The following is a 24,420-nucleotide window of genomic DNA, read 5'->3' as shown; positions in this document are numbered from 1 at the left end:
ATCAGCTCCTTTCCACCGCGTTGCTCGCGGGAACCAGCTCGGCGAGCGACGCGGCGTCGGCCGAGACCAGCGCCCGCACCGCGTCCTGCACCCGGCGGGCGAGCTCCTGGACGCCCGCGGCGTCGAACCTGCTCGTCCGGTAGCGATAGGACACCTGGTAGCCGCCGTCCCGCTCCTCGATGTCGACGAGCAGCGGGTACGGGGCGGCGACGGAGTCCAGGTCGGTCGTCTCGACCTCCAGGCCGGCCAGTTCGACCGGCCGGCCGGGCGGCTGCATCACGAGCATCACGTCGAACGGCGAGCCGTCGCCGTCCGGCGTCGGCGTGAGCAGCGGCACCAGTTCCTGGAACGGCACGTTCGCGGACCGGTAGGCGCGCAGCGCGCCCGCGCGGACGGCGGCCAGCGCGTCGGTGACCGGGTCGGCCGGGGACAGGTCCACGGCCAGGACGGAGACGTTCAGCAGCGGGCCGACGACCTGCCGCCACTCGGGCCGGTCGCGCTGGGCGATGAGCGTGCCGAGCATCACCAGCTCCCGCTCGTCCGATCCGCTGTGGGTGAGCGCGGCCAGCGCGGTCGCGAACACCATGTACGGGGTGACGCCGGTGCGGCCGGCCAGCTCGCGTACGGCCTCGGACAGGCCGGCGTCGAGCCGGTCGGTGTGCTTGCCGGCCTCCTCCTCGGCGGATGCGGGGGGCACGGCCCGGTCGGGCAGCGGGGACCGCGCCGCCGGGCGGCCGATGACGTCCTGCCACAGCGCGGCCAGTTCGTCGCGGTCGCGCTGGTCCCACCACGACCTCTCGTCGTGGCAGTAGTCCGCGAAGCCGTAGCCCGCCGCCGGGGGCGTCAGGCGGTTGTAGCGGTCGGCGAGGTCGCTCAGGAACACGGTGAGGGACCAGCCGTCGCACACGATGTGGTCGATGTTGACGAACAGGCCCCAGTCGCGTTCCCCGAGCCGCGCGAGCAGAGCGCGGAACGGCAACTCCCGCCGCAGGTCCGCGACCACCGCGGCCTCTTCGGCGACGAGCTGGTCGAACACCTCGTCGCCCAGTTCGGCCACCGGGCCGCGCAGGTCCAGGCGGGAGAGTTCGAACTCCTCGGCCGGGCGCGCGGTCCAGGTCAGTTCGCCGCCGTCGGTGGCGAACCTGGCCAGCAGCACGGGATGCGCGGCCAGGGTCGCGCGCAGCGCCGACTCCAGCGCCTCTTCGTCCAGCTCGCCGCGCAGCCGCAGCACGCCGGGCATGTTGTAGGTCGGCCGGCCGGGGTCGATCTCCCGCAGGAACCAGAACCGCTGCTGGGCGGCGCTCGCGGGCACCGGACGGGTCGGGTCGGCGGGTGTCCGCTCCGGTGCGCGGTGCGCGGTCGCCGGGTCGGCTGTGCGTACGGCGGCGACGAAGTCGCGCAGGCGGGGATGGGCGAACACGACGTCGACCGCCAGCCGCACGCCGATCAGCGCGTTGACCCGGTCGGTCATGGCGAGCGCGAGGAGTGAGTGGCCGCCCGACTGGAAGAAGCTGTCGTCCCAGCCGACCGCGTCCCGTTCCAGCAGATCCGCCCAGAGCGACCGGATGGTCGCGGCGAGGGGATCGTCCAGTTCCGTGGTCTCCCTCGTGGTCGCCGGAGCCGTGAACTCCAGCGAGCGGTAGTCGACCTTCCCGTTCTTGGACCGGGGCAGGCGGCCGAGCTCGGCGATGATCGTGGGGATCATGTGCCGGGGAAGCAGTTCGGCGAGCACGGCGCGGAACCTCTCGTCCTCGTCGAGATCGAGCACCGCGGCCGGGCCGTCCGGCGCGCCGGGACGGGCCACGTAGCCGACGAGCGAGGCGCCCGTCGGTCCGGTGTGGACCTTCACCGCGGCCTCGACGACACCGGGGCACTGCCGCAGGGCGGCCTCGACCTCGCCGGCCTCGATCCGCTGGCCGCGGATCTTGATCTGGGTGTCGGCACGGCCGAGGAACTCCAGGTCGCCGTCCGCGTTCACCCGGCCGAGGTCACCGGTCCGGTACAGCCGCCCGCCGGGCACGGCCGCGTACGGATCGGGCACGAACATCTCGGCGGTGCGCCTCGGGTTGCCGCGGTAGCCGCGGCCGACCGCTCCCCCGCCGACGTACAGGAGGCCGACCACGCCGGGCGGCACGGGCTGGAGGTGCTCGTCCAGGACGTACACGGTGGTGTTGGCGAGCGGGCGGCCGACCGAGGTGGTCATCGGCGCGTCCGGGCCGGCCGCGCACAGCCCCGCGGTGACGTCGTCGGTGCACTCGGCCGGTCCGTAGGCGTTGTGCACGGGGATGCCGGGCAGCTCCCGCACCCAGCGCCGCAGCACGTCGTGGGTCAGGCTCTCGCCCGTGGACAGCATCACGCGCAGCGCACCCGGCGTCGCGGCGAGACCGGCGTCGAGCAGCGCCATGATGTTGGACGGCACCAGTTCGAGCATCGTCACGCCGCCGTCCACGACGGCCTTCAGCAGGCCGGCGGGCGACTGCGAGTCCGGCTCGGGCACGATCCGCACCCGGCCGCCGATCATCAGCGGGGTCAGCAGCTGCCACACGGAGATGTCGAACGACACGGGCGCGGTCTGGGCCACGCAGTCGTGCTCGGTGAGCCCGAAGTGCTCGACCATCTGCCACATGTGGTTGGTGACGCCGTAATTGGTGGAGACGGCCGCCTTCGGCACACCGGTGGAGCCGGAGGTGTGGATGATCGTCGACGTGGCGTGGTCGTGGCAGAGCCGCGCCGGCCGCGTGGTGCTGCTGCCCGAGGCCAGCTCGGCGAGGTCGAACATCTCGCGGTCGCCGAACAGATGGCGCCCCGAGGGGGTGGCGATGATCGCGGCGGGCCGGACCGCTTCGACCATCGCCTCGGCGCGGCGGGGCGCCTCGCGCGGGCTGATGGGTACGTAGGCGCCGTCGGCCTTGTGCAGGCCGACCAGCGCGACCAGGTAGTCGGCCGACCGGTCGGCGCTCATCACCACGGCGCGGTCGGTGCCCACGCCGGCCGCCCGCAGCCGCTCGGCGACATGGTTGGCGCGGGCGTCCAGCTCGGCGTAGGTGAGCCGCACCCGGCCGTCGTCGACCGCGACACGGTCGGGGGTGCGGGCGGCCCATCGCTCGAAGGAGTCCAGGTAGTTCTCCGGCCGCGGCACGTCGGGACCGACGGCACGCCGGACGAGGTCCGCGGCCTCCTCCGGGGTCAGCAGCGGCAGCGGCGCGGTCCGTCCCGCGCCGATCGCGGCGAGCAGCGTCGGCAGCGTGCGCGCCACCAGCTCGGCCTGCTCGTGGGAAACCCTGGCGGAGTCGTACTGGAGCTGGAAGTCCAGCCGGTCGTCCCGGACCGCCACGTTCAGGCCGAGGTCGGACTGGGTGGTGTGGTCGGGGACGGCGTAGCCGTGCAGGGTGGCGGCGCCCGCGGGCAGTTCGGCGTGCTCGTCGCCCGTCACGACGGCCGCGGCGCCGGGCAGGGACGTGGTGTAGCAGGTGAACATGGCCTGGAAGATCGTGGCCGTCGCGGTGTCGCGGTCGGGGTTGACCAGCCGCACGATGTCGGACAGCGGCTGGTCCGCGTGGTCCAGTACGTCGAGGACGCGGCGGTGGGTGCCGGCGGCGAACTCGGTGAACGGCACCTCGGCGCGGTACGTCGAGCGGACCGGCACCACGTTGACCAGGTAGCCGACCCAGTCGGCGCGGGCGGTGTCGGCGCGCCCCGCGGTGGGGACGCCCACAAGCAGGTCGGCCTGCCCGGACAGGCGGTGCAGCAGCACCTGGTAGGTGGCGAGCAGCAGGTTGTGCAGGGTCAGCCCGTGCTCGCGGGCGAACGCGGTCAGCGGTGCGGCGGGCACGGAGAACGCGAGTGACGCGCGGGGCGCGCCAGGATCGGGCGTGCCGAGGTCGGGCAGGGTGAGCGTGGGCAGCTCGCCGTCGAGTTCGGCGCGCCAGAAGTCGCTGTGGTCGCGTGCCGGGGCCGGGGCGGACACCGGACGGGACGCGGGCGGTTCACCCGCCAGTTCCGCGGCCAGGTCGGCCATGACGATCGCGAACGACGTGACGTCGCACACGATGTGGTGCAGCGACAGCACGAAGAGCCAGTCCGCGTCCCGGCGCAGCAGCGCGGCCCGCAGCGGGGTGCCGCCGGCGAGGTCGAACGCGCGGGTCGCGAAGTCCCGGTACCACTCGGCTTCCCGCCCCGGCTGCCAGCTCCTCGCGTCCACGGCCGTCACGTCGACGGGGGCCGGGTCGCACACCTCGGCGTGCGGGGCGCCGTCGCGGGTGGTGATCGCCAGTCGCAGGCTCGGGTGGCGGGCGGCCACGGCCGTGAGCGCGGCGGCGAACGCGTCGGGTGCGACGGTGCCGGTGACACGGAACGCGCGGGTGACGTTGTAGTCGCCGCCGGGCGCGGCGCGGTGCAGGAACCACAGGGCGCGCTGGGAGGCGTTGAGTTCGTAGCCGCCGTCGTCCGTGCCGTCTCCGGGGACGGCCGGGGGCGTCGCGGTCGCCGCTTCGGCGAGTGCGGCGAGATCGGCGATCGAGTCCGCCCGCAGCGCGGCCGTCGGCGCCAGTTCGACACCGAGGGCGTCCTCCAGGGCCTGGCGGATGCGTACCGCGGTCAGGGAGTCGGCGCCCAGGTCGGCGAGCGAGGCGTCGGCCGGCGGCGGCTCGGGCAGGCCGAGCAGGTCCCCGATGTGGGCGCACAGCGCCGGCGTCAGCGCGTCGCCGGCCAGGCGTTCCGTGAGCGACGACGTGCGGCCGGTGAGGGTGTCGTCGAGCAGTACGGGCAGGGCGCCGTCGAGGTGGCGCTGCCGTGCGGCGTACCGCTGGACCTTGCCGCTGGAGGTCTTGGTGATGGTGCCGGGCGGCACGATGAGGACGGTGCGCGCCGTGACGCCGTGGACGCGGGACAGCGTGGAGCGCACCCGCCGGGCGATCTCGCCGTACCGCGCGGGCGGGGTCGTCGCCAGGACCTCCTGGCACACCACGACCGCCTCGTCGCCGTCGTCGTCGACGCCGAACACCGCGCACCGGCCCGGCCGGACGTCCGGGTGGCAGACGCCGGCGTCGGCCTCCAGGTCCTCCGGGTAGATGTTGCGGCCGCGCTGGACGATCAGGTCCTTGCTGCGGCCGACGACGAACAGCTCGTCACCGTCGCGGAAGCCGAGGTCGCCGGTGCGCAGGAAGGTCCCGAAGGCGGTCCCGCCCCAGTAGCCCGCGCCGTTGCTGTCGCCCGCGACGGCGATCTCGCCGACCTGGCCGGCGTCGCGTTCGGCGTCGCCGTCCGGGTCGAGCACCCGTACGTCGGCGTGGTCGGGCATCCGGTAGGCGGTCAGTTCCCGTCCGTCGTCGAACGTCCGGGAGAGCGCGGGGGCGCCGGTCGTCACGAGCAGGGTCGCCTCGGCGAGGCCGTAGCAGGGCAGGTGCGCCTCGTGCCGGAATCCGGTGTCGCGGAAGGCGTCCGTGAACGCCCGCAGGGTGCGCGGGTAGACCTGGGCCGCGCCGTTGAACGCCACCCGCCAGGCGGACAGGTCGAGTCCGGCCTTCTCCTCGTCGGTGACCTTGCGGACGCACAGGTCGTAGGCGAAGTTGGGGCCGCCGCTGATGTCCGCTCGCTCCTCGCTGATCGTCTTCAGCCAGCTCGCGGGGTTCCGCAGGAACGACAGCGGGTCGAGGATGACGCCCTTGGCGCCGGCGTACAGCGGTTGCAGCATCGCGCCGATGAGGCCCATGTCGTGGTGCAGCGGCAGCCAGCTGACGATCGTGGAGTCCCGGGTGACGCCGAACGACCGCTGGATGGCCGTCTCGTTGTGCATCAGCGCGCCGTGGGTCACGATGACGCCGCGCGGGGTGCTGGTGGAACCCGAGGTGTACTGGAGGAAGGCGATGTCCTCGGCCGCCGCGACCGGCAGGTCCGCGCCGTCGTCGGCGGCGGCGGGCTCGATCCGGTCGGCGAGCAGCCAGTCGTGTGCCGCGGCGAAGTCGCGCAGCTCCGGGTCCTCGCCCACGGTGACCAGGTCCCGCACGAACGACGGCGCCACGACGAGCGAGACGTCGCAGTCCCGCGCCACGTTCAGCACACGCCGGCGCGCGCCCTCGTCCATGGGCAGCGGTACGGGCACGGCGATCACGCCCGCGCCGAGGCAGCCGAGGAACGCGGGGGCGAATTCCGGAGCCGTCGGGAACAGCAGCAGCACGCGCGCGCCGGGCCGCACCTTCGCGGTGAGCGCACGGGCGACGGCGAGGGTCCGGGCGCGCAGCTCCGCGTAGGACAGCTCGACTCGGGGACCGCCGCCGACGGGCGCGACCGACAACGCCACCTTCTCGGGTGAGCGTCGGGCGTGCTCGTCGAGCCGTGCGACCAGTCCTCCGGGAACGAACCCGGTCATCCCTCTTCCTTCCAGTCGAAGCGAACGGCCGCCTCACTCGCGCCGAACATGAGCCGTGGGTCGAGCAGGCGCGTGCCCGCCGGGTCGACCGCGAAGTCCACCGTGGTGTCGAGCAGTCGGCGCAGCGCGGCGCGGATCTCCACCCGGGCGAGCGGCGCGCCGAGGCAGTAGTGGATGCCGTGGCCGAAGGCGATGTGCGGGTTGGGCGAGCGCTCGATGTCGAAGACGTCCGGCCGGTCGAAGACCCGCGGGTCGCGGTTGGCGGCCGCGATCCACACGGACACCGTCTGCCCGGCGGGGATCTCGTGCCCGCCGATCACGACGTCCTGGGTGGTCTTGCGATCCACCCTCGTGGTCTCCGACCGGTATCGCGAGACCTCGTCCACGGCCGAGTTGAGCAGGTCGGGCCGGGCCCGCAGCAGGGCCAGCGACTCCGGGTGCCGGGCGAGGACGATCATCGAGTTCACCAGCGTGAGGGTCGCGGCCTGTCCGGTGGACATCAGCAGGGCGACCAGGCCGGCGATCTCCTCGTCGCCCAGGCGCTCACCGTCCACTTCGGCCGTGATGAGCCCGCTGGTCAGGTCATCCGCCGGGGCTGCTCGCCGCTGGGCGATGAACCGGTGCAGGAACGCCTCGGCGATCTGCGTCTTGGTCAGCACGTTCTGCAGGCCGTTGCGCTCGGCGCCCGGGTCGGCGAGCGCGAGCAGCGCCCGCGACCACTCCTGGAACAGCCGGAGCCCGTTGCCGGGGATGCCGAGCATCCGCGCGATGACGGTGGCCACGACGGGTGAGGCGAACTCCTGCACGAAGGACACCTCGTCGCGGCCCCGGATGCGGGTGAGGAACGTCTCGACGGTCTCGTGGACCATCCCCTCGAGCCCGGCGACGTAGCGCGGGGTGAAGACCTGGCTCACCAGGGCCCGCAACTGCCGGTGCCGGGGCGGGTCCATCCACGTCAGGTTGCCCGTGCGGTACAGGCGCATCGGCGAGTCGTCGGGCACCGGACGCACCACGGCGCTGGAGAACGCGCCGTGCTGGGCCAGCACCTCCTTGACCTCCGGGTAGCCGAAGACATGCCAGCCCCCGCCGCCCGGTGCCCGCTCGATCGGGTCGCGGGCGCGCAGCCAGTCGGCCAGCGCCGCCTCGTCGGCGGGCGGGGTCGTCCACACGCTCGTCGTCACGCGCCTGCTCCCTTGGTCGCGACCGGTGTCAGGTGTTCGGCGACCCAGTCGTCCGCGTAGACCGTGTCCGCGTAGGGTTCGCCCTTGTCGGCGCAGAGGAACGCCACCACCGGCTCCGGACCGCTGTGCCCGTCGAAGTGGCGGGTGATCGCGGCGTAGACGCAGCCGGTGGAGCCGCCCGCGTAGATGCCGTGGTCCCGCAGCAGCGCGCGGCAGCCGGCCACCTCGTCCCGCTCGGACAGCACGACGACCTCGCCGATCCGCGCCGCGTCGACCAGCGGCGGGCGGATGCTGGAGCCGAGCCCCGGGACGAGCCGGCGGGCCGGCGGGGCGCCGAAGATCGCCGAGCCCTCGACGTCGACGGCCACCACGGTGGCGTCCGGTTGCTCCTCGCCGAGCCGGTGCGACAGCCCGTTGATCGTCGCGCCGGTGCCGACGCCCACGAACAGGTAGTCGACACGTCCGACGTCGGCGAGCAGTTCCGCCGCGGTCAGCTCGTAGTGGCCGCGCGCTCCGTCCTGGTTGGTGTACTGATCCGGCCAGTACACGTCCGGCAGCTCCGCGCGTAGCTCGGCGACCCGCGCGAGCCGGCTGAGCAGATAGCCGCCGGTGCCGTCCGGCTCGGTGACCTTCTCCACCCGCGCGCACAACCGCCGCAGGGTCCGCTCGGTGGCCGCGTTGACGTTCGGGTCGAGGACCGGAACGAACGGCATGTTCAGCACGTTCAGGAACGACGCGAGGGACAGCGCGAAGTTCCCGGAGGACGATTCGACCACCGTGGTGTTCCGGGTGATCTCGCCGCGCCGCACCGCCTCGCGCAGGATCCAGATCGCCGCGCGGTCCTTGGCGCTCCCGGTGCGGTTCTCCGACTCCATCTTGGCGTAGAGCCGGATGCCCGGGTGGGGCAGACGCACCACCCGGGTCTTGGGCAGATCGCGCAGCAGTGCGTCCACACGGTCGAGCAACGGCTCGTCGATCCGGATGGCCTGCTCCTGACGTTCCGTGTTCTCCCGGCCGCCGCGCTCAGCGGGCGCAGACACGGAAGCCCATGTCGTAGCAGCTGTAGTCGGGCAGGTTGTAGATCCGCACCCAGGCCAGGCAGCCGCGGGGGTCGCAGTTGTTGTAGAAGGAGCCGCCGCGGATGACGCCCAGCTCGATCGTGCCCGCCCGCGTCTTGATGACCCGCCTCGGCTTGCTCTCGTCGTACGGGTAGCGGTGGAAGCCGGTGGACATGATCTCCCACACGTTGCCCACGATGTCGTCGACTCCGTACGGGCCGGCCCCCTTCGGGTAGGCGCCGACGGGGGTGGTGTCACCGACGTTCATGGTGTGGTTGCAGTGCTCGGCGGTCGGCTCCTCGTTGCCCCACGGGTAGAGGCGGCCGTCGGTGCCGCGCGCGGCCTTCTCCCACTCGGCCTCGGTGGGCAGCCGGGTGCCGGACCACTCGCAGTAGGCGACGCAGTCGTCGTAGGTGACGTGGGTGACCGGGTGGTCGTCCTTGCCCTCGATGGTGGAGTCCGGGCCGTGCGGCGTGCGCCAGGTCGCGCCGTCGATCTCCTTCCACAGGTAGTCCTGGTCGGGGACGACGACGGCCGGGTCACCGATCCACACCCAGCTCTTGCCCGCCTTCTCCGCGGTGGTCACATAGCCCGTCGCCTCGACGAACTCCCGGTACTCCCGGACGGTGACGAGGTGCCTGGCCATGCGGTACTCGGGTATGTCGACCTGGTGCTCGGGCGCGGCCGACCGCGGTTTGCCGTCGTCCCGGAGCTCGTTGGTGCCCATGATGAACGGTCCACCGGGGATGGTGACCCAGTAGTCCGCGGGGAATTCCTTGGCGGGCATGACTTCGGCCGTCACCTCGGTCACGGATTCTCCTCACTTGGTCATGGATGCGGAAGGAACGCTTCTGCCGTCGAGGTAGTAACGCCACACGGTGGAGAGCGGCGCGCTGCCGCACCGCACCAGCCGGTCGTGGAAGGCCTTCAGGTCGGCGGGCGAGTCACCGACACCGGCCCGTTCGCGCCACCGCCGGATGTGCAGTTTCCCGAGCGTGTACATGGCTCCGGCCGGCTGGGCGGTCACGGCCAGCACCTCGCGGCCGGCGCGCTCCGGCGACCACCCGCACAGCGTGGCGGCCTGGGCGACGGCGGCGCCGAACTTGCTCCGTCCGGAGTGGACGGAGAGGAAGACGAGCAGCCGGGTGGCGGCCTCCAGGGCGAACCGCAGGGCGGCCACCTCCACGAGCGGACGGTCCTCGGCGAGGCCGCGCTCGATCGCCAGTTCCTCGGTGTAGTGCGCCCACCCCTCGGCGACCCCGGGGAACCACGGCACACACCGGCGGATCGCGCCCGCCTGCCCGGCTGTGGCCTCGTGGTGCAGGTAGTGGCCGGGGAAGACCTCGTGCACGGCGATCATCTCGAGCGTCGGCTCGTTGAGATAGTCGCGCAGCGCGGCGGGATCGCGCGGCTCCGGCACGTGCAGCACGTGCGGCTGGGGCACGCTCTCGAGCGGACCCCCGATGTCGAAGACGACCACGGCGGAGGTCGAGAGGTCGCGGACGGGCCGGATGTCGAGCCGCTGCCTGCCGGTCAGGGTGACGACGTCCTGCTCGGCCCAGAACCCCTGGAGCCGGTCGATGATCCGCGACAGCGCACCGACCACCGAACCCTCCGGGACCCGGGCGCCCAGCAGGTCGTACGCCTCCTGCCGGGTCCGCACGCCCAGTCGTGCGGACAGCGCGTCGAGGCGCGCGGACAGGCGCCCGACCTCGGCCTCGGCCTCGGCGAGCAGCTCGTCCACCGGGGTGTCGACGCCCTCGGCGGCTTCGAGGTAGGCGGCGAGCAGGTCGGGTCCGAGGACGGCCCGAGCCGGCCGGGTGGCCGCGACCGCGTCCGCGAAACCGGCGAACGCGGCGCCGGCCCGTCCGGCCAGCTCCCTGAGCGGACCGTCGGCCAACTCGGGGTGCTGATCGAGGAGTTGATCCACCAGTCCGCGGACGGACACCGCCCGGGCCCTGGCGTTCTCGACGCCGCTGAGGCGCTCGCCCGCCGGCAGGGTGCCGCCGAGCGTCTTCGCCGTGGCCGCGAGAAAGTCCGGCAGCCGCGCGAGATGACGCGACAGCGCCGCGACCCGTTCGTCGAACGGCGCGTACGCGCCGCGCAGATAGACGTGTACGTCGGTCTCGGCGAGCCATTCGTCGGGCCCGCGGTGGACGCGGCCCGCCTCGCCGATCCTGAACCGCTCGTCGGTGAGCACCCGCAGTGCCGTACCGAGGTCCGCCCGGACCTCCGGGTCCGCATCGTCCGGCAGGGCGTCGAGCTGCCCGGAGACCGCGGCGAGCAGACCGTCCACGTGGGAAAGGGAATCGGGTGCGACCTCGGGCAGCCGACCGTCGAAGTCATGACGGCCCGCCCGCCTGGCGACCTGCGGATAGCGGTCGAAAACGTAGTCGACCACAGCGGAAACAGAACTCAGGGCACCAGGCGTCATGCCACTTCCTGTCGTGCCGCTCCAGGGAGGCGACAAGGGCGAATCGTTCGGAAATCAATGTGGCTCGCGGCACGCGAAAAGGGACGCGCTGTGCGTGGTCACGAAATTGCGAGAGGGATTCGTCCGGTCAGGGCGCTTTCTCGGTACCCGGATCGGGGCTGGTCCGGCTGTCAGGCCGTTTCGGCGTTCGGGTTGGGCTCGATGACGTCGCCGTCCTCGCCGTAGACCACGTCGTCGTCGAGGCTGGCCAGCATCTCGCGCAGCTCCTCCGGCGACATGGCCTTCAGTTCATCGGCGTCCACAAGCTGAGAGAGAACCATGTGACTTCCCTGTGCGATAAGAGATCCGGCATTGTCGAGGGCCTCGCGCACGCTCTTCGGGCGCATGTCGGTCCAGACCCGTTCGATGTGGTCGAGGCACTCGTTGCGCGAGCGGGGACCGCCCACCGCCGTCCAGCCGGCCGGCAGATCGCGCGCCGCCGGCCAGATCGAGTACTGCTCCTCATCGTTGATCACGACCAGGTATTCGGCGTTCTCGTCGTCAAACATCAGCTCTGAGATCCCCCATACACAGTCGTTCACGACCGGAGCAACACAGGATGCGCCTTGACAGGATTCACTGCTGGTCACTGCTGGAATTCAACCGTCGCTCCCCGGGCGCCTCGGGCAAACCATCTTCCCCGCAGCTCAACGGGCCTCAAGCTAGATCGCGCCGCCAGAGACTGTCAAGGGTTGCCGACCCCCTGTCCATCGAACAGCCAAGTCAGCCAAGGGACTTGATCGCCGCCGCATATGCGCTGGTCAACGAGGGGGTTGGAGATGTGGCGCAACAGGGCGATTGCCGCAGGAACATGACTGGCCATTAGGCGATCGAACGGCCGGTGGGCGCCGAGAACCCACTCCCCAACCCGTCGATCAGCAGGTAGGGTCCGACGCAGTCAGAGTGGAGGCGAGGGGGCGCGCTTGCCGGGCGTCGACATCCGTGCGCCACGACATCAGCCGGCCCGGGCCCGCCTCCTCGGATGCCACGCCTGACCGGCGCCGACCGATCACCACCCTTGACACGCGCGCAGGCGACCCCGGTCGCCCCTGCCCGCGTGCGCACCGGCCGACGCGGAAGACGATAGGAGAGGTCAGTGACGACAACAGCCCAACCGTCCTCTGTGGACGTGCGGACCGAGCTGAGCCCCGACGAGTTCCGCGCCGAGTACATGGGGCGCAGGCCCGTGGTGATGCGCGGCGCGGTCGCCGGCATGCCCGCGGTGTCCACCTGGTCGGCCGACCGTCTCGCCGAGGTGGCGCCCGACCAGCGGGTTCGGCTGAAGGTCGGCACCGTCTCCGCGGGCCGCACGGCTGTCGTCCGTCTCGCCGACTACGCCCGCGAACTGGCCGCGTGGGAAGCCAGGTTGGCCACGGAGGACGACCCCGGCGACCCGCCCGGCTATCTGCACGACGTACCGCTGCTGTCGATGATTCCGGCGCTGCGCCGCGACCTGGAGCCGTTCCCCGTCGAGTACTTCCCGCCGTTCTTCCGCGAACAGTGGTGGTCGTTCACCCAGTTCTTCGTCGGGCCCTCGCGCGCGCAGACCCCCCTGCACTTCGACACCCTGCTCACGCACAACCTGTTCTTCCAGATACAGGGGTCGAAGCGGTTCGTGATGGTGGCCGACGCCGAGCGCGACAAGTGCTACACCTACAACTGGCGGTGGGCCGCGGTCGATCCGGAGGCGCCCGACCTCGACCGGTATCCGCGCTTCCGTGACGCGACGGTGCTGACCTGCGACGTCGAAGCGGGTGACATCTTCTACATGCCCCCCGGTACGCTGCACAAGGTCACCTCGCCCAGCGCGTCGATCTCGTTCAACATCGACTGGCACGACCGCGCCAGCGCCCTGCGCGGCATCGCCGCGGTGCGCGACGGCATGCCGCTGACGAACCTGCGGTACAACCTGCTGTTCGCGCTCGGCGTCGCCGGCCTGCCGCGCCGCCTGGTCATGCCGGGCCTGCGCTCGTACTACTCGTACATCTCCTAGCGAGGGCCGGACAGCGAGGGCCGGGCCGCGCTCCTACTACTCCCGTGGCAGGGAAAGGACTTCCTTGAACATCTTCGAGCAGCGCGAGTCCGGCGTACGGTCCTACAGCAGGCGCTGGCCGGTGGTCTTCACCCGCGCCGTCGGAAGCCGGCTGTACGCCGAGGACGGCCGGCGCTGGCTCGACTTCTTCGCCGGGGCCGGCTCACTGAACTACGGGCACAACAATCCGGTGCTCAAGCGGTCGCTGCTGGAGTACATCGAGAACGACGGCGTCACCCACGCGCTCGACATGTTCACCAGCGCGCGGCGTGATCTGCTCGACACGCTCGTCGAGGTGGTGCTGCGGCCACGGGGCATGGACCACAAGGTGGTCTTCCCGGGCCCCGGCGGCGCCAACGCCGTCGAGGCGGCCCTGAAACTGGCCCGTACGGTCACCGGCCGCACCGAGGTCGTGCACTTCACCAACTCCTTCCACGGCGCGACGCTCGGCGCACTCGCGGTCACGGGCAACCCCCTGCATCGGCGTTCCGCCGGGGTGCCGCTCACCGGAGCGACCCCGGTGCCGTTCGACAGCCACGACGAGCCGCCCCGCCCGGAGCAGCTGGCACGGCTGCTGGACGGCCCGGCCAGCGGGCTGGACCGGCCCGCCGCGGTGATCGTGGAGACCGTGCAGGCCGAGGGCGGGGTGAACGTGGCCCGCGCCGACTGGCTGCGGGCGCTGGCGGAGCTGTGCCGCGCGCACGAGATCCTGCTGATCGTCGACGACATCCAGGTGGGCTGCGGGCGAACGGGCCCGTTCTTCAGCTTCGAGGACGCGGGTGTCGTGCCGGACCTGGTCTGCCTGTCGAAGTCGATCGGCGGATACGGGCTGCCGCTCTCGCTGCTGCTGGTCCGGCCGGAACTCGACGTATGGCCGCCGGGTGCCCACAGCGGGACCTTCCGCGGGGTGAACCCGGCGTTCGTCACCGCGACGGAGGCGCTGCGCACCTACTGGCGGGACGACGCCCTGGAGAAGGCGACACGCGCCCGGGGCGAGTGGGTCGGCAGCGCGCTGCGGGACATCGTCAACGCCCACCCCGGGGCGGGCCTGTCCGCCCGCGGCCGCGGCCTCGTCCATGGGCTCGTGGTGGGCGCGGGCCTGGCCGACCGGGTGTCCGACGAGGCCTCCGCGCGGGGCCTGCTGGTGGAGACCTCCGGTCCGCGGGACGAGGTCGTCAAGCTGCTGCCGCCGCTCACGATCTCCGACGCGGACCTGACCGAGGGACTCGCGATCCTCGAGGAGTCCGTCCGCGTGGTGCTGGAGCGGACCGGATGAACGCGATCCCGGCCGCCGTCCGGCCCAGTCCGCCAATGATCCGAGATGGGGAGCCTTTTGTGACCTCGCAGAACGTCCGAGTGCCGGGGCGGACCGCCGCCACACCGCTGGGGGAACGCTGATGGCACAGGCCAAGGAGAGCGGCAGGCGGCGCGCCCTCGCGGAGGCGCTGGCGCCGTTCTCGATACGGGAGTTCCGCGTCCTGTGGACCGGGCAGGCCGTGTCGGCCGCCGGCGGCGGGATGACCAAGGTGGCGCTGATCTTCGCCGTGCTCGCGGTGGACGGCTCGGTCACCGACATCGGCTTCGTGATGACCGCGCAGGTCCTCACCCAGGTCCTCTTCACACTGGCCGGCGGGGTCTGGGCGGACCGGATGCGCCGCCAGTTCCTGATGCTGTCGTCCGACCTGATCCGCGCGGGCGCGCAACTGGTTCTGGCCACACTGCTGCTGACCGACCAGGCCCAGGTGTGGCATCTGATCGTCGGCTCCGCGATCTTCGGTGCGGCCCAGGCGTTCTTCGGTCCGGCGTCCAGCGGACTGATGGCGGAGATCGTGCCGCCGGAACAGCTCCAGCGCAGCAACGCGCTGATGTCCTTCTGCACCAGCGCCTTCACGGTGCTGAGCCCGGCGCTGGCCGGTGTCGTGATCGCGCTGTGGGGGCCGGGGCTGGTGCTGGCCATCGACGCCGTCACCTTCATCGTGAGCGCCGTGTCGCTGGCGATGCTGCGCCTGGCCCCGCGGGTCGTCCCCGCGCCCGAGACGTTCCTGGGCGAACTGCGGGCCGGATGGCGTGAGTTCGCCAGCCGGCGCTGGCTGTGGCTCAACATCATGGCGCACATGCTGCAGAACCTCGCCGTCGCGGCGTACTACGTGCTGGGCCCGGTGATCGCGGACAAGTCCCTCGGCGGACCGTCCGCCTGGGGCATCATCGTCGCGGGCTGGGCGGCCGGTGCCCTCACGGGCGGGCTGGTCGCGCTGAGGCTGGAGCCGAGCAGGCCGCTGATCGTCGGCAACCTCGCGCTGATCCTGACCGCGCTGCCGCTGCTGGCCCTCGCGGTGCCGACGCCCTTGTGGGTCGTGGTGGGCACGGCGTTCCTCAGCGGCACGGCGACCCTGTTCCTCGACGCGGTCTGGCAGGCGTCGATGCAGCAGATGATCCCCCCGGAGGTGCTGTCCCGGGTCGACTCCTACGACTGGATGATCTCCACGATCGCCGCACCGGTCGGCCTGGCCCTGGTGGGCCCGCTGGCCGCCCAGACCGGCAACGCCCAGACCCTGCTGATCGCCGCCGCGATGATCGTCATCCCGTGCGGCCTCACCCCGCTGGTGCCCGGCATCCGCGCGGTCCGGCGCCACCCCGACGGCCGGATCACCGGCCCCGCCCCGAAGCAACCCGTCCAGGTGTGAACGACGAGCGAGGAACCATGGCCGACGTACCAGGCAGGTGGATCCGCCGTTACCGGGCCGCGCCCGATGCGGCGGTCCAGTTGGTGTGCCTTCCGCACGCCGGTGGCGCCGCGAGCTACTACCGGCCGCTGGCGATGGAGCTGTTCCCCGCGGTCGAGGTGCTGGCGGTGCAGTATCCCGGCAGACAGGACCGCATCGACGAGCCGTGCCTCGGTGACTTCGCGGAGCTGACCGAGCGCGTGCTCGCCGCGGTGCGGCCCGAACTGGACCGGCCGGTGGCGTTGTTCGGGCACAGCATGGGTTCGCTGCTGGCGTTCGAGGTGGCCAAGCGGCTGCAGGCCGACGGGGTCGAGCCGCGGGCGCTGTTCGCGTCGGGCGGGCGGGCCCCGGACCGGCCGGTCCGGCAGTCCTCGCACACGGCGACCGACGAGGAGCTGATCTCGGAGGTCGCCGCGCTGGAGGGCACCGACAAGCGGCTGCTGGACAGCGAGGACATGCGGGTGCTGTTCCTGCCCGCGCTGCGCGCGGACTACCGGACGATGGGGACCTACCGGTTCGACGGCACCCGCCTGGCGTGCCCCGTCGTGGCCCTGACCGGCGAGGGCGACGACCTGGTCACGATCGACGACGCGGCCGGCTGGGCCCGCCACACCACCGGCGGCTTCGACCTGCATGTCTTCCCCGGCGGGCACTTCTACCTCACCGAGGGGTGGGACGCCGTGGCCGAGGCGGTGACGAAACAGCTCGGGGCACATGTGCCGTCGGGGACCGGGTGACGCTCGGGAACGCGGGGGATGGCGAGGGACGGGGGCTGTGCGGCCCTGGAAGGGCTGTGCGGCCCGGAAGGGCGTGGGGCCCCAGGACCGGCAGCCCTCCCTCAGCGATCGACCTGCCAGGAGGGCTTGGCGACGATCTCCAGCACGGCGCAGCCGAAGGCGAACCCGGTGGAGTCGCCGAGCATGACGACCCGGTCGCCGACCGCCGCGGCCCCCGTCTCCAGCAGGTGGTTGAGCCCGACGACCGGGTCGCCGCCGCTCAGGTGGCCGACCGTGCGTCCCAGGTCCCAGGTCGTGGACTCGTCCGCGATGCCGAAGTCGGCGCAGAACTCGCGGTCGACCATGAACCGCCCGTTGTACGGCAGAAGCCAGTGACCGATGTCGCCGGCTCCGACCCCGGCGTCGGCGAGCGCGGCGCGCACACAGTCGCGCTTGGCCTCGGTCATCGCCCGCATCATCGACACGACCCGCCGGCGCTGTGCCTTGCGGAACTCCTGACGGTCCTCGAACCGATCGGGATCGAGGGGGCTCAGCTTGCTGAACCGTCCGTCGCCGACGATCTCGGTGGACAGCAGCCGGGCGACGCCGTCCCCCCGGCCCAGCACCATGGCGGTCGCGCCGTCGGCGGGCACACAGCCCTGGTCGTCGCGGTAACGGTCGCCGTCCCCCGCGTACTTGTCCGCGGAGGTCAGCACGGCCACACCGCCGGCGGCCACGTACATCGCGCCGACCTCCAGCGACGCGATCGCGCCGTTGCAGCCCTGCCGCAGCCCGAACGCCCGCGCCCGGCCGTCGTGGGCCATGCCCTGGACGTACGAAGCCGGCTCGGCGACGCCCTCCGGACCCTGCTCGTCGACGTAGGCGTGGACGAACACGGAGATGTCCGCCGGGTCGACCTCGGACCGGGTGATCGCGAGCCGGGCGGCGTCGACGGCCATGTCCGCGGCGTACCTCGAACCGGCCACCGAAATCGACTCATAGCCGTGTGCGGCGCGGATGGCGGGGTCGTAGCGGCCGGCCGCCACCGCGGCTTCGACCGGCTCCAGCTCCCCCAGAGCCACGGCACTGGACCTGACACAGACGTCGCCCCAGCGCACGCGGCAACCTCCCACATCGGAACCGGAGTTGGAATGGTCGAAGCGAACCGACCGCGGCGAGTCTTCGATCAACTGCGCCTCATATGCCTGAGGCCAGGTCCCGCCGACGACGCGAGCCTAACTCACCTGGTCACACCGCACCAGCCTCAAGTGACCGTGATGGCACGGCAGTTCACAGGCGTGCCTTCACGAACCAGCTGAGCTGTGTATAGCATCCCCCGGCGGACCCAGAACCGGTCGGGACTGCAGTTGAGCGCACTCTGTACTGATACGGGCGTCCGACCGGAGGCCCGGTCCGAGAGGAGCACCATAGGTGACAGCCGTCGAGCTGCCGAACGTGAACACCTTGGACATCGTGGGGATCGGGTTCGGTCCAGCCAACCTCGCTCTGGCCATCGCCGTCGAGGAATCGGACGCACCGGTCACCATGGCCTTCCACGAGCGGCAGGCGAGTTTCGGCTGGCACACCGGGATGCTGATCGAGGGCGCCACCATGCAGGTGTCCTTCCTCAAGGACCTCGCGACGATGCGCAACCCGAACAGCCGCTACACGTTCCTGACCTACTTGCACGCGCACGACCGGATGCCGGCGTTCATCAACAGCAAGACGCTGTATCCGTACCGGATCGAGTTCCACGACTATCTCCGCTGGGCCGCGGCGCAGCTCGACACACACGTCTCCTACGGCTCGACGGTCGTGGGCGTCCGCCCGGTGCAGGGCGCGGACGGCCACGTCGACCTCCTCGAGGTGGTCACGGAGGGCGCGGACGGCGAGCGGCGGGTCCAGCGGGCGCGCAACGTGGTGCTCGGCACCGGGACGGCGCCCAACCTGCCGCCGGGCGTGACCCCTTCGGCACGGATCCGGCACAGCTCGGAGCTGCTCAGCCGGGACTTCGGGACGCCGCGCCACGGGCGGTTCCTGGTCGTGGGGGCCGGGCAGAGCGCCGCCGAGTGCGCCGACTACCTCCACCGCACCCACGGCGACGCGGCGGTGCACACCGTCTTCACGCGCTACGGCTACAGCGTCTCCGACGACAGCCCCTTCACCAACTCCATCTTCGACCCGGTCGCCGTCGACGACTTCTACCGCGCGCCGGAGCAGACCAAGGAGACGCTGCTCGCGTACCACGCCAACACCAACTACTCGGTGGTCGACCTGGATCTGAGCCAGGAGCTGTATCGGCGGGTCTACCTCGAGGAGGTCCAGGGCCGGCCGCGGCTGCACCTGCACCGTGCCTCGCGGGTGCGGTCCTGCACCGAGACCGCCGACGGCGTCGTGGTGGAGGTGGAGTCCCTGGTGAGCGGCGAGGTGACGCGGCTGACGGTGGACGGCGTCGTCTATGCCACCGGCCACCGGCCCGCCGACCCCCTGCCGCTCCTCGGCGACCTGGCCGACGAGTGCAAGCGGGACGAGTCGGGCGGCCTGTACGTGGACCGCGACTACCGCGTGCGCACCTCGGACCTGCTGCGCTGCGGCATCTATCTGCACGGCGCGGTCACCGAGGGCAGCCACGGCCTGGGGGCGGGCCTGCTGTCCAACACCGCGGTCCGCGCGGGAGAGATAGCGCGATCGATACTCGGCCAGCCGGCCTGAGACGGGGGAGACACCTTGTTCGTACCACCGATCTACCGCACCGACGACCCGGGCCGGGTGCACGACGTCATCCGGCAGCACCCGATGGCCATGCTGGTGAGCAACGGGCCGACCACCCCGTACACCACCCACCTGCCGATCATCCACGAGCCGGGAGCCGAGCTGCCGGACACGCTGACCGGGTTCTCGCTGTTCGGCCACCTCAACCGGGCCAACCCGCACTGGCGCGCGCTGGCGGGCGGAGCCCCCGCGACCCTCGTGTTCTCGGGCCCGTCCAGCTACGTCACGCCGGCCCTGTACGACACCGAAGTCGCCGCGCCCACCTGGAACTTCGTCACCGTCGAGCTGACCGGTGACCTGGTGCCGCTGACCGACCGCGAGGAGACCCTGGAGGTCGTCCGGCGCACGGCCGAGCTGTTCGAGGAGCGGTTCGGCAAGGGCTGGGAGGCCAAGGGGTCGCTGGACTACTTCCGCAGCATCGTGCGCGGGGTCGGAGCCTTCCGCTTCGACGTGGTCACCGGGCAGGCGATGTTCAAGCTCAGCCAGGAGAAGGCGCCCGAGATCCGGGACCGGGTCGTGGACGGCATGCTCGCCGACCCGGACAGCACACGTCGCCGACTGGGAGTGCACATGCGGCAGTTCGGACGGACGAAGAAGGCGGAGCGGCTGTCGCTGTGGGGTGGCTCCGCGCAGCCGGAGTGCCTGCTGCACGGCCTGGCCCGTACGGCGGCGGAGCGGCCCGACGCGCCGGCCCTGGTCGACGGGGAGACCCGGCTGACCTACGCGGAGCTGTGGGCGTGGACCGCCGACCTCGCCGCGACGCTCACCGGCCACGGCGTCGGACCCGGCAGCCGGGTCGCGGTCACCGGCGAGCGCGGTGCGCGGACCGTGGCGGCCCTGCTCGCCACCCTCGCGGTCGGCGCCACCTACGTACCGCTGGACGCCTCGTACCCGCAGAGCCGGCTCACCTTCATGCTGCGGGACAGCGGAGCGAGCCTGCTGCTGCACGACGGGCCCCGGCCGTCGTTCGCCGGGGACATCCCGACCCAGGCCATCGCCGGCCCGTCCGCGGGCGACGTCGCCGGCTTCCAGCCGGTCGCCTGCGACCCGGACCTGCCGGTGTACACCATCTACACCTCGGGGTCGACGGGGCAGCCCAAGGGGGTCACGATCCAGCACAGCTGCCTGGACAACATGGTGACCTGGCAGCGCACCGACTCCGTCCGTCCCGACCTGCGCACCGCGCAGTTCGCGCCCCTCAACTTCGACGTGTGCTTCCAGGAGATCCTGGGCACGCTGTGCGGCGGCGGCACGCTCGTCATCGTCCCCGAGACCCTGCGCCGCGACGCGTTCCGCTTCCTGGACTGGCTGGTCGACCAGCGCATCGAGCGGCTGTTCCTGCCGTACGTCGCCCTGCACATGCTCGCGGTGGCGGCGTCGGCGCAGGACGGCGAGCCGGCCCTGTCGCTGCTGGAGGTGAACACGGCCGGGGAACAGATGCTGTGCACGCCGCCGATCCAGGCGCTGTTCCAGGCGCTGCCCGGGGCCCGGCTCGGCAACCACTACGGGCAGAGCGAGTCCGCGATGGTCAGCTCCTACGTGCTGCCCGCGGACCCCGGCGAGTGGCCGCTGCTGCCGCCCATCGGCACGCCGCTGCCGGGCTGCGAGATGCTGGTGGACCCGGCCGATCCGGCCGACCCGACCACCGGCGAACTCCTCGTGGCGGGGCTGCCGGTGTCGCTGGGCTACCTCGACCGGCCGGAGCTGAACGCCGAACGCTTCATCACCGTCGAACGCACCCCGCACGGCCACACCAAGGCCTTCCGCACCGGCGACCTGGTGCGCATCGAGGACGGCCTCGTGTACTTCCTCAGCCGGCTGGACCACGACGTCAAGATCCGCGGGGTCCGGGTGAACCTGCTGGAGATCGAGGCGGTCCTGATGCAGCAGCCCGGTGTCGCCACCGCCGTCTGCGTCGCCCTGGAGCTGGTCCCCGGCTCGCGCCAGCTGCGCGCCGCGGTGACCCTGGACCCGGACGGACCCGAGCCCGGTGATCTGCGCGCGAGGCTCGCCGAGCTGCTGCCCGAGGCGTCGGTGCCGGTGTCGGTGGAGGTGCTGCCCGGTCTGCCGCGGACGCCGAGCGGCAAGATCGACCGCGACTCGGTCGCCAAGTCCCTCTCCCCCGGCGGTGACCGATGACGGCCGAGCCGAGGACGGGAGAGCTGACCGGGCCGTACGAGGAGCGGATCGCCGAGATCTGGTCGGCGGCGCTCGGCGTGCCGGTCACCACGGCCGCACACGACTTCTTCGCGGGCGGCGGCGACTCCTTCCAGGCCGCGGTCGCCACCGCGCATGTGCGCCGCGAGTGGGATCTCGACATCACCGTCCAGCTGTTGATCGACCACCCGGTCCTGGCCGACTTCGCGAACCGGGTGGCCCGGTTCGTGGACGAGCGATGAGGGATCGGCTCGATCTCGTCGTCGCCGAGTGGGCACGCCGCACCCCCGATGCCACGGCCGTCCTGCACGACGGCCGGGGCATCGGCTACGCCGAGCTGCTGGCGCGGGCGGACGCGGTCGCCGGCGCGCTGCGGCGCGAGGGAGTCGGCGGCGGGGACGTGGTCGCGGTCGTGTCGGACGGGTCCGTGGCGCGGGTCGTGGCGCTGCTCGGCTGCCTGCGGGCCGGCTCCACCGCGATCGTGCTGGACCCGGCCTGGCCGTCGTGGTGCACGGAGGACGTGCTGGACCGCGCCGCCGTCCGCGCCGTGGTCCGCGACGACGCCCGGGTGACCGTGCTGCGGTCCCGTGCCGACGAGAGCACTGACGGCAGCACGGACGCGGCGTGCCTCGTCTTCCCGCCCGGTGCCCGTCCCCGTCCCGTGGCCCTCTCCCACCAGCGCCTCGTGACGGCTCTGACCGACGCCGGATCCTCCGCCCCGCGGTTCCTGCAGACGGCTCCGCCGGGCAGCGAGGACTTCGCGTACGAGGTGTGGGCGGCGCTCCTCAACGGCGGATGCGTGGTGTCCGGCCCGCCCGAGGACGCCGATCACCTCCGGCTGTCCACAGCCGAGTTCCACGCGCGTGCCGAGCACCGGAAGTCCTTCGCCGGTCTGCGCGGGCTGGTGATCGCCGGCCCGTCACCCGACGCGTCGGCGCTGCGCGCGGTGGTGCGCCACAGCCCACGGCTGCGCCTGCGGCACGACTACGGATCCGCCGCGACCGCCCTGGTGAGCCGCGTGGTGCGGGAGCAGGACATCGACGGCGAGCCGCTTCCGCTGGCGCCGGACGAGCGGATCGCGCTGGGCCCGGACGGCGAGGTGACCGTCGCCGGTGCGGCGACCGGCGACATCGGCCGGGCCGACGAGCACGGTGTGATCCGGGTGCTGGGCCACCGGGACGACCTGCTGCGGGTCGCCGGCCGGTGGGTCGACCCGTACCGGATCGAGGCCGCGCTGAGGGCGGAACACGGGCTCGCCGAGTGCGTCGTCTTCCCCGTCGATGACGTCCTGGCCTGCGCCTACACCACGGACGACGGGCGGCCCCGCCCTCCGCTGCCGGGGGTGTCGCTCCAGCTGCACCTGCCCGGCCTGCCCCCCGAGGCGGTCCTGCGGGTGGACTACTCGTCCCTGGTCGAGCGGCTGCGCGCCCACGAGCCGGACTCCCTGCTCGCCGAGGTCCGCGGCCTCCTGGGGGTCACCGCCCTCACGGCGGACGACGACCTCCTCGACGCGGGCATGACCTCGCTGGACGCGATACGGCTCGCGACCGTGCTCAGTGTGCGCGGCCGCAGGAAGGTCACCGTCGCGGACGTCTACCGGGAGCGGCGGCTGGCCGCCCTCGCCGGCGACGCGCTCGCGGGACCCGCACCGGTCACGCCGGTGGACGACGACGACCAGGACCGCCCTCTGGCCCACGCGCAGAAGAGGTTCCTGTTCGCGGAGGCCTACGCGCCGGGCAGCGCGGACAACCTGGTCGTGGAGGCGTACGAGCTGACCGGCCCCCTGCGTCCCGACGTGCTGCGCACGGCGCTCGGCGACGTGGTGGCCCGCCACGAGGCCCTGCGCACCGTCTATGTCTGGGAGCGCGGCCAACCGGTCCAGCGGGTGCTCGACGACACGGCCGTGCCCTGGACCGAGGTGCCGCCGCCCGAGGGCCGACCGCCGCTTCGGGAGATCGCCGAACGCGTCGCCGCGGAGCTGTGGGACACGCCGTTCCGGCTCGACCGGGAGCTGCCGGTCCGCGCCCGTCTGTGCCGACTCGCCCCGGACCACGCGCTGCTGTGCCTGCAGTTCCATCACATCGCCTTCGACGGCTCGTCGGAACCACCCCTGCTCGCCGACCTGCGGCACGCCTACGTCACGCGGGCCGAGGGCGGCGTCCCCCGGTTCCCGCCCGCCCCCGGCTATCCCCTGCTCGGGCGGCAGGAGGCGCGCCACCTCGCGTCCTGGGCCGCCGACGACATCCCGTACTGGCGCGAGACGCTCACCGGCTGCCCGCCGTCCTGCCTGCCACCGGCGGAGAAGGGCGGCGACGCCGAGGCGATCGCCCACGAGACGGTCCGCCGTCTCGACGCGGCCACGGTACGGCGGCTGGAAGCCGCGGCGGCCCGGTGCGGCGGTCCTCCGCTGGCCGCGCTGTCGGCGGGCACCGCGATGGCCCTCGCCCGCCGGTTCGACGTGGACGACGTGTGTGTCGGCACCCTGACGGCGGGTCGGTTCGACCCCGCCATGGACCAGCTGGTCGGGTACCTCGTCAACCCGTTCCCGGTCCCCCTGCGCGGCGTGCGGCGCGCGGCCGGAGCCGTACTGGCCGCGGCGGCCCGGCAGGTCGTCGACGGGCTGGAGCACGCGCGGACGCCGTACGACGAGGTGGTCCGCGAGCTGCGTGCCGGGCACGGCGCGCGCCCGTGGTTCGAGGCGTGGGTGGTGTTGCAGCATCCGCCACCCGCCGTCTCGTTGGGGCCGGTCGCGCTGCGCCCGGTGCGGGTGCGGCCACCGAGGACGTCGCGCGGCTGGATGGTCGAGGCGTTCCCCGTCGCCGACGGCGGCTGGGACCTGGTCACCACATGGCGCGAGGACGTGATGACCGGCCGGACCGGCTCGGCTCTGGCCGACGACGTGGCCGCCGCCCTCGCGGAACTGTCGGACGTGTGAGGAGAG

The 24,420-nt window shown here is 72.5% G+C and carries 15 protein-coding genes; 8 read left to right on the top strand and 7 right to left on the bottom strand.

Features of this window, described 5'->3' with window-relative positions; all coding sequences use genetic code 11:
* Position 1: 1 nt before the first annotated feature.
* From ACZ42A_RS27890 to ACZ42A_RS27865, 6 genes are all read right to left on the bottom strand, one after another.
* Entirely contained in the window at positions 2-6,367 is a 6,366-nt protein-coding gene (locus tag ACZ42A_RS27890; protein ID WP_468530019.1) for an amino acid adenylation domain-containing protein, read from the bottom strand.
* Entirely contained in the window at positions 6,364-7,548 is a 1,185-nt protein-coding gene (locus ACZ42A_RS27885; protein ID WP_468530018.1) for a cytochrome P450, read from the bottom strand. Before ACZ42A_RS27885 ends, ACZ42A_RS27890 begins: the two co-directional genes overlap by 4 nt.
* Positions 7,545-8,588 (bottom strand): pyridoxal-phosphate dependent enzyme, encoded by a 1,044-nt coding sequence (locus ACZ42A_RS27880; RefSeq protein ID WP_468530017.1) that lies wholly within the window; start codon positions 8,586-8,588, stop codon positions 7,545-7,547. The genes ACZ42A_RS27885 and ACZ42A_RS27880 overlap by 4 nt, the downstream gene beginning before the upstream one ends.
* Positions 8,572-9,417 (bottom strand): formylglycine-generating enzyme family protein, encoded by an 846-nt coding sequence (locus ACZ42A_RS27875; RefSeq protein WP_468530016.1) that lies wholly within the window; start codon positions 9,415-9,417, stop codon positions 8,572-8,574. The genes ACZ42A_RS27880 and ACZ42A_RS27875 overlap by 17 nt, the downstream gene beginning before the upstream one ends.
* Positions 9,418-9,426: 9 nt before the next feature.
* The gene (locus ACZ42A_RS27870; RefSeq protein ID WP_468530015.1) at positions 9,427-11,007 is read right to left on the bottom strand and encodes a DUF885 family protein; all 1,581 of its coding nucleotides are present in this window, start codon (positions 11,005-11,007) and stop codon (positions 9,427-9,429) included.
* Positions 11,008-11,210: 203 nt separating this feature from the next.
* Entirely contained in the window at positions 11,211-11,588 is a 378-nt protein-coding gene (locus ACZ42A_RS27865) for an MbtH family protein (RefSeq protein WP_468530014.1), read from the bottom strand.
* A gap of 620 nt (positions 11,589-12,208) precedes the next feature.
* Here ACZ42A_RS27865 and ACZ42A_RS27860 point away from each other — a divergent pair.
* The 4 genes from ACZ42A_RS27860 to ACZ42A_RS27845 all read left to right on the top strand — a co-directional run bounded on the left by ACZ42A_RS27860 (position 12,209) and on the right by ACZ42A_RS27845 (position 16,571).
* Positions 12,209-13,072 (top strand): cupin-like domain-containing protein, encoded by an 864-nt coding sequence (locus ACZ42A_RS27860; protein ID WP_468530013.1) that lies wholly within the window; start codon positions 12,209-12,211, stop codon positions 13,070-13,072.
* 64 nt (positions 13,073-13,136) lie between these two features.
* Positions 13,137-14,387 carry a diaminobutyrate--2-oxoglutarate transaminase gene (ectB, locus tag ACZ42A_RS27855; RefSeq protein ID WP_468530012.1) on the top strand — a complete coding sequence of 417 codons (1,251 nt, stop codon included), beginning with the start codon at positions 13,137-13,139 and terminating at the stop codon, positions 14,385-14,387.
* A gap of 121 nt (positions 14,388-14,508) precedes the next feature.
* Positions 14,509-15,795, top strand: coding sequence for an MFS transporter (locus ACZ42A_RS27850; RefSeq protein ID WP_468530011.1), 1,287 nt, complete (start codon positions 14,509-14,511; stop codon positions 15,793-15,795).
* Positions 15,796-15,812: 17 nt separating this feature from the next.
* Positions 15,813-16,571, top strand: a complete 759-nt coding sequence (locus ACZ42A_RS27845) for a thioesterase II family protein (RefSeq protein ID WP_468530010.1) — start codon at positions 15,813-15,815, stop codon at positions 16,569-16,571.
* 101 nt (positions 16,572-16,672) lie between these two features.
* Here the strand turns inward: ACZ42A_RS27845 and ACZ42A_RS27840 are convergent, their stop codons facing one another.
* Complete coding sequence (locus ACZ42A_RS27840; RefSeq protein WP_468530009.1) at positions 16,673-17,632, bottom strand: ketoacyl-ACP synthase III family protein; 960 nt, start codon at positions 17,630-17,632, stop codon at positions 16,673-16,675.
* Between the two features lie 349 nt (positions 17,633-17,981).
* On the opposite strand from ACZ42A_RS27840, the gene ACZ42A_RS27835 reads away from it, so the two are divergent.
* Genes ACZ42A_RS27835 through ACZ42A_RS27820 form a run of 4 tightly spaced genes read left to right on the top strand, consistent with a single transcriptional unit; the run spans position 17,982 to position 24,414 of the window.
* The gene (locus ACZ42A_RS27835) at positions 17,982-19,262 is read left to right on the top strand and encodes a lysine N(6)-hydroxylase/L-ornithine N(5)-oxygenase family protein (protein ID WP_468530008.1); all 1,281 of its coding nucleotides are present in this window, start codon (positions 17,982-17,984) and stop codon (positions 19,260-19,262) included.
* Between the two features lie 15 nt (positions 19,263-19,277).
* The gene (locus ACZ42A_RS27830; RefSeq protein ID WP_468530007.1) at positions 19,278-21,461 is read left to right on the top strand and encodes an AMP-binding protein; all 2,184 of its coding nucleotides are present in this window, start codon (positions 19,278-19,280) and stop codon (positions 21,459-21,461) included.
* The gene (locus ACZ42A_RS27825; protein WP_468530006.1) at positions 21,458-21,721 is read left to right on the top strand and encodes a phosphopantetheine-binding protein; all 264 of its coding nucleotides are present in this window, start codon (positions 21,458-21,460) and stop codon (positions 21,719-21,721) included. The genes ACZ42A_RS27830 and ACZ42A_RS27825 overlap by 4 nt, the downstream gene beginning before the upstream one ends.
* Positions 21,718-24,414, top strand: coding sequence for a condensation domain-containing protein (locus ACZ42A_RS27820; RefSeq protein ID WP_468530005.1), 2,697 nt, complete (start codon positions 21,718-21,720; stop codon positions 24,412-24,414). Before ACZ42A_RS27825 ends, ACZ42A_RS27820 begins: the two co-directional genes overlap by 4 nt.
* Positions 24,415-24,420: the final 6 nt, after the last annotated feature.

Source organism: Streptomyces sp. NPDC030838 (genome assembly GCF_055572035.1).
This window is presented reverse-complemented; position numbering and strand designations above follow the sequence as displayed.

Excerpts from the sequence above, each read along its gene's own strand:
- ACZ42A_RS27845 (WP_468530010.1), top strand. The coding sequence starts at position 15,813 with ATGGCCGACGTACCAGGCAGGTGGATCCGCCGTTACCGGGCCGCGCCC.
- ACZ42A_RS27850 (WP_468530011.1), top strand. The coding sequence starts at position 14,509 with ATGGCACAGGCCAAGGAGAGCGGCAGGCGGCGCGCCCTCGCGGAGGCG.
- ACZ42A_RS27825 (WP_468530006.1), top strand. The coding sequence starts at position 21,458 with ATGACGGCCGAGCCGAGGACGGGAGAGCTGACCGGGCCGTACGAGGAG.
- ACZ42A_RS27820 (WP_468530005.1), top strand. The coding sequence starts at position 21,718 with ATGAGGGATCGGCTCGATCTCGTCGTCGCCGAGTGGGCACGCCGCACC.
- ACZ42A_RS27865 (WP_468530014.1), bottom strand. The coding sequence starts at position 11,588 with ATGTTTGACGACGAGAACGCCGAATACCTGGTCGTGATCAACGATGAG.
- ACZ42A_RS27890 (WP_468530019.1), bottom strand. The coding sequence starts at position 6,367 with ATGACCGGGTTCGTTCCCGGAGGACTGGTCGCACGGCTCGACGAGCAC.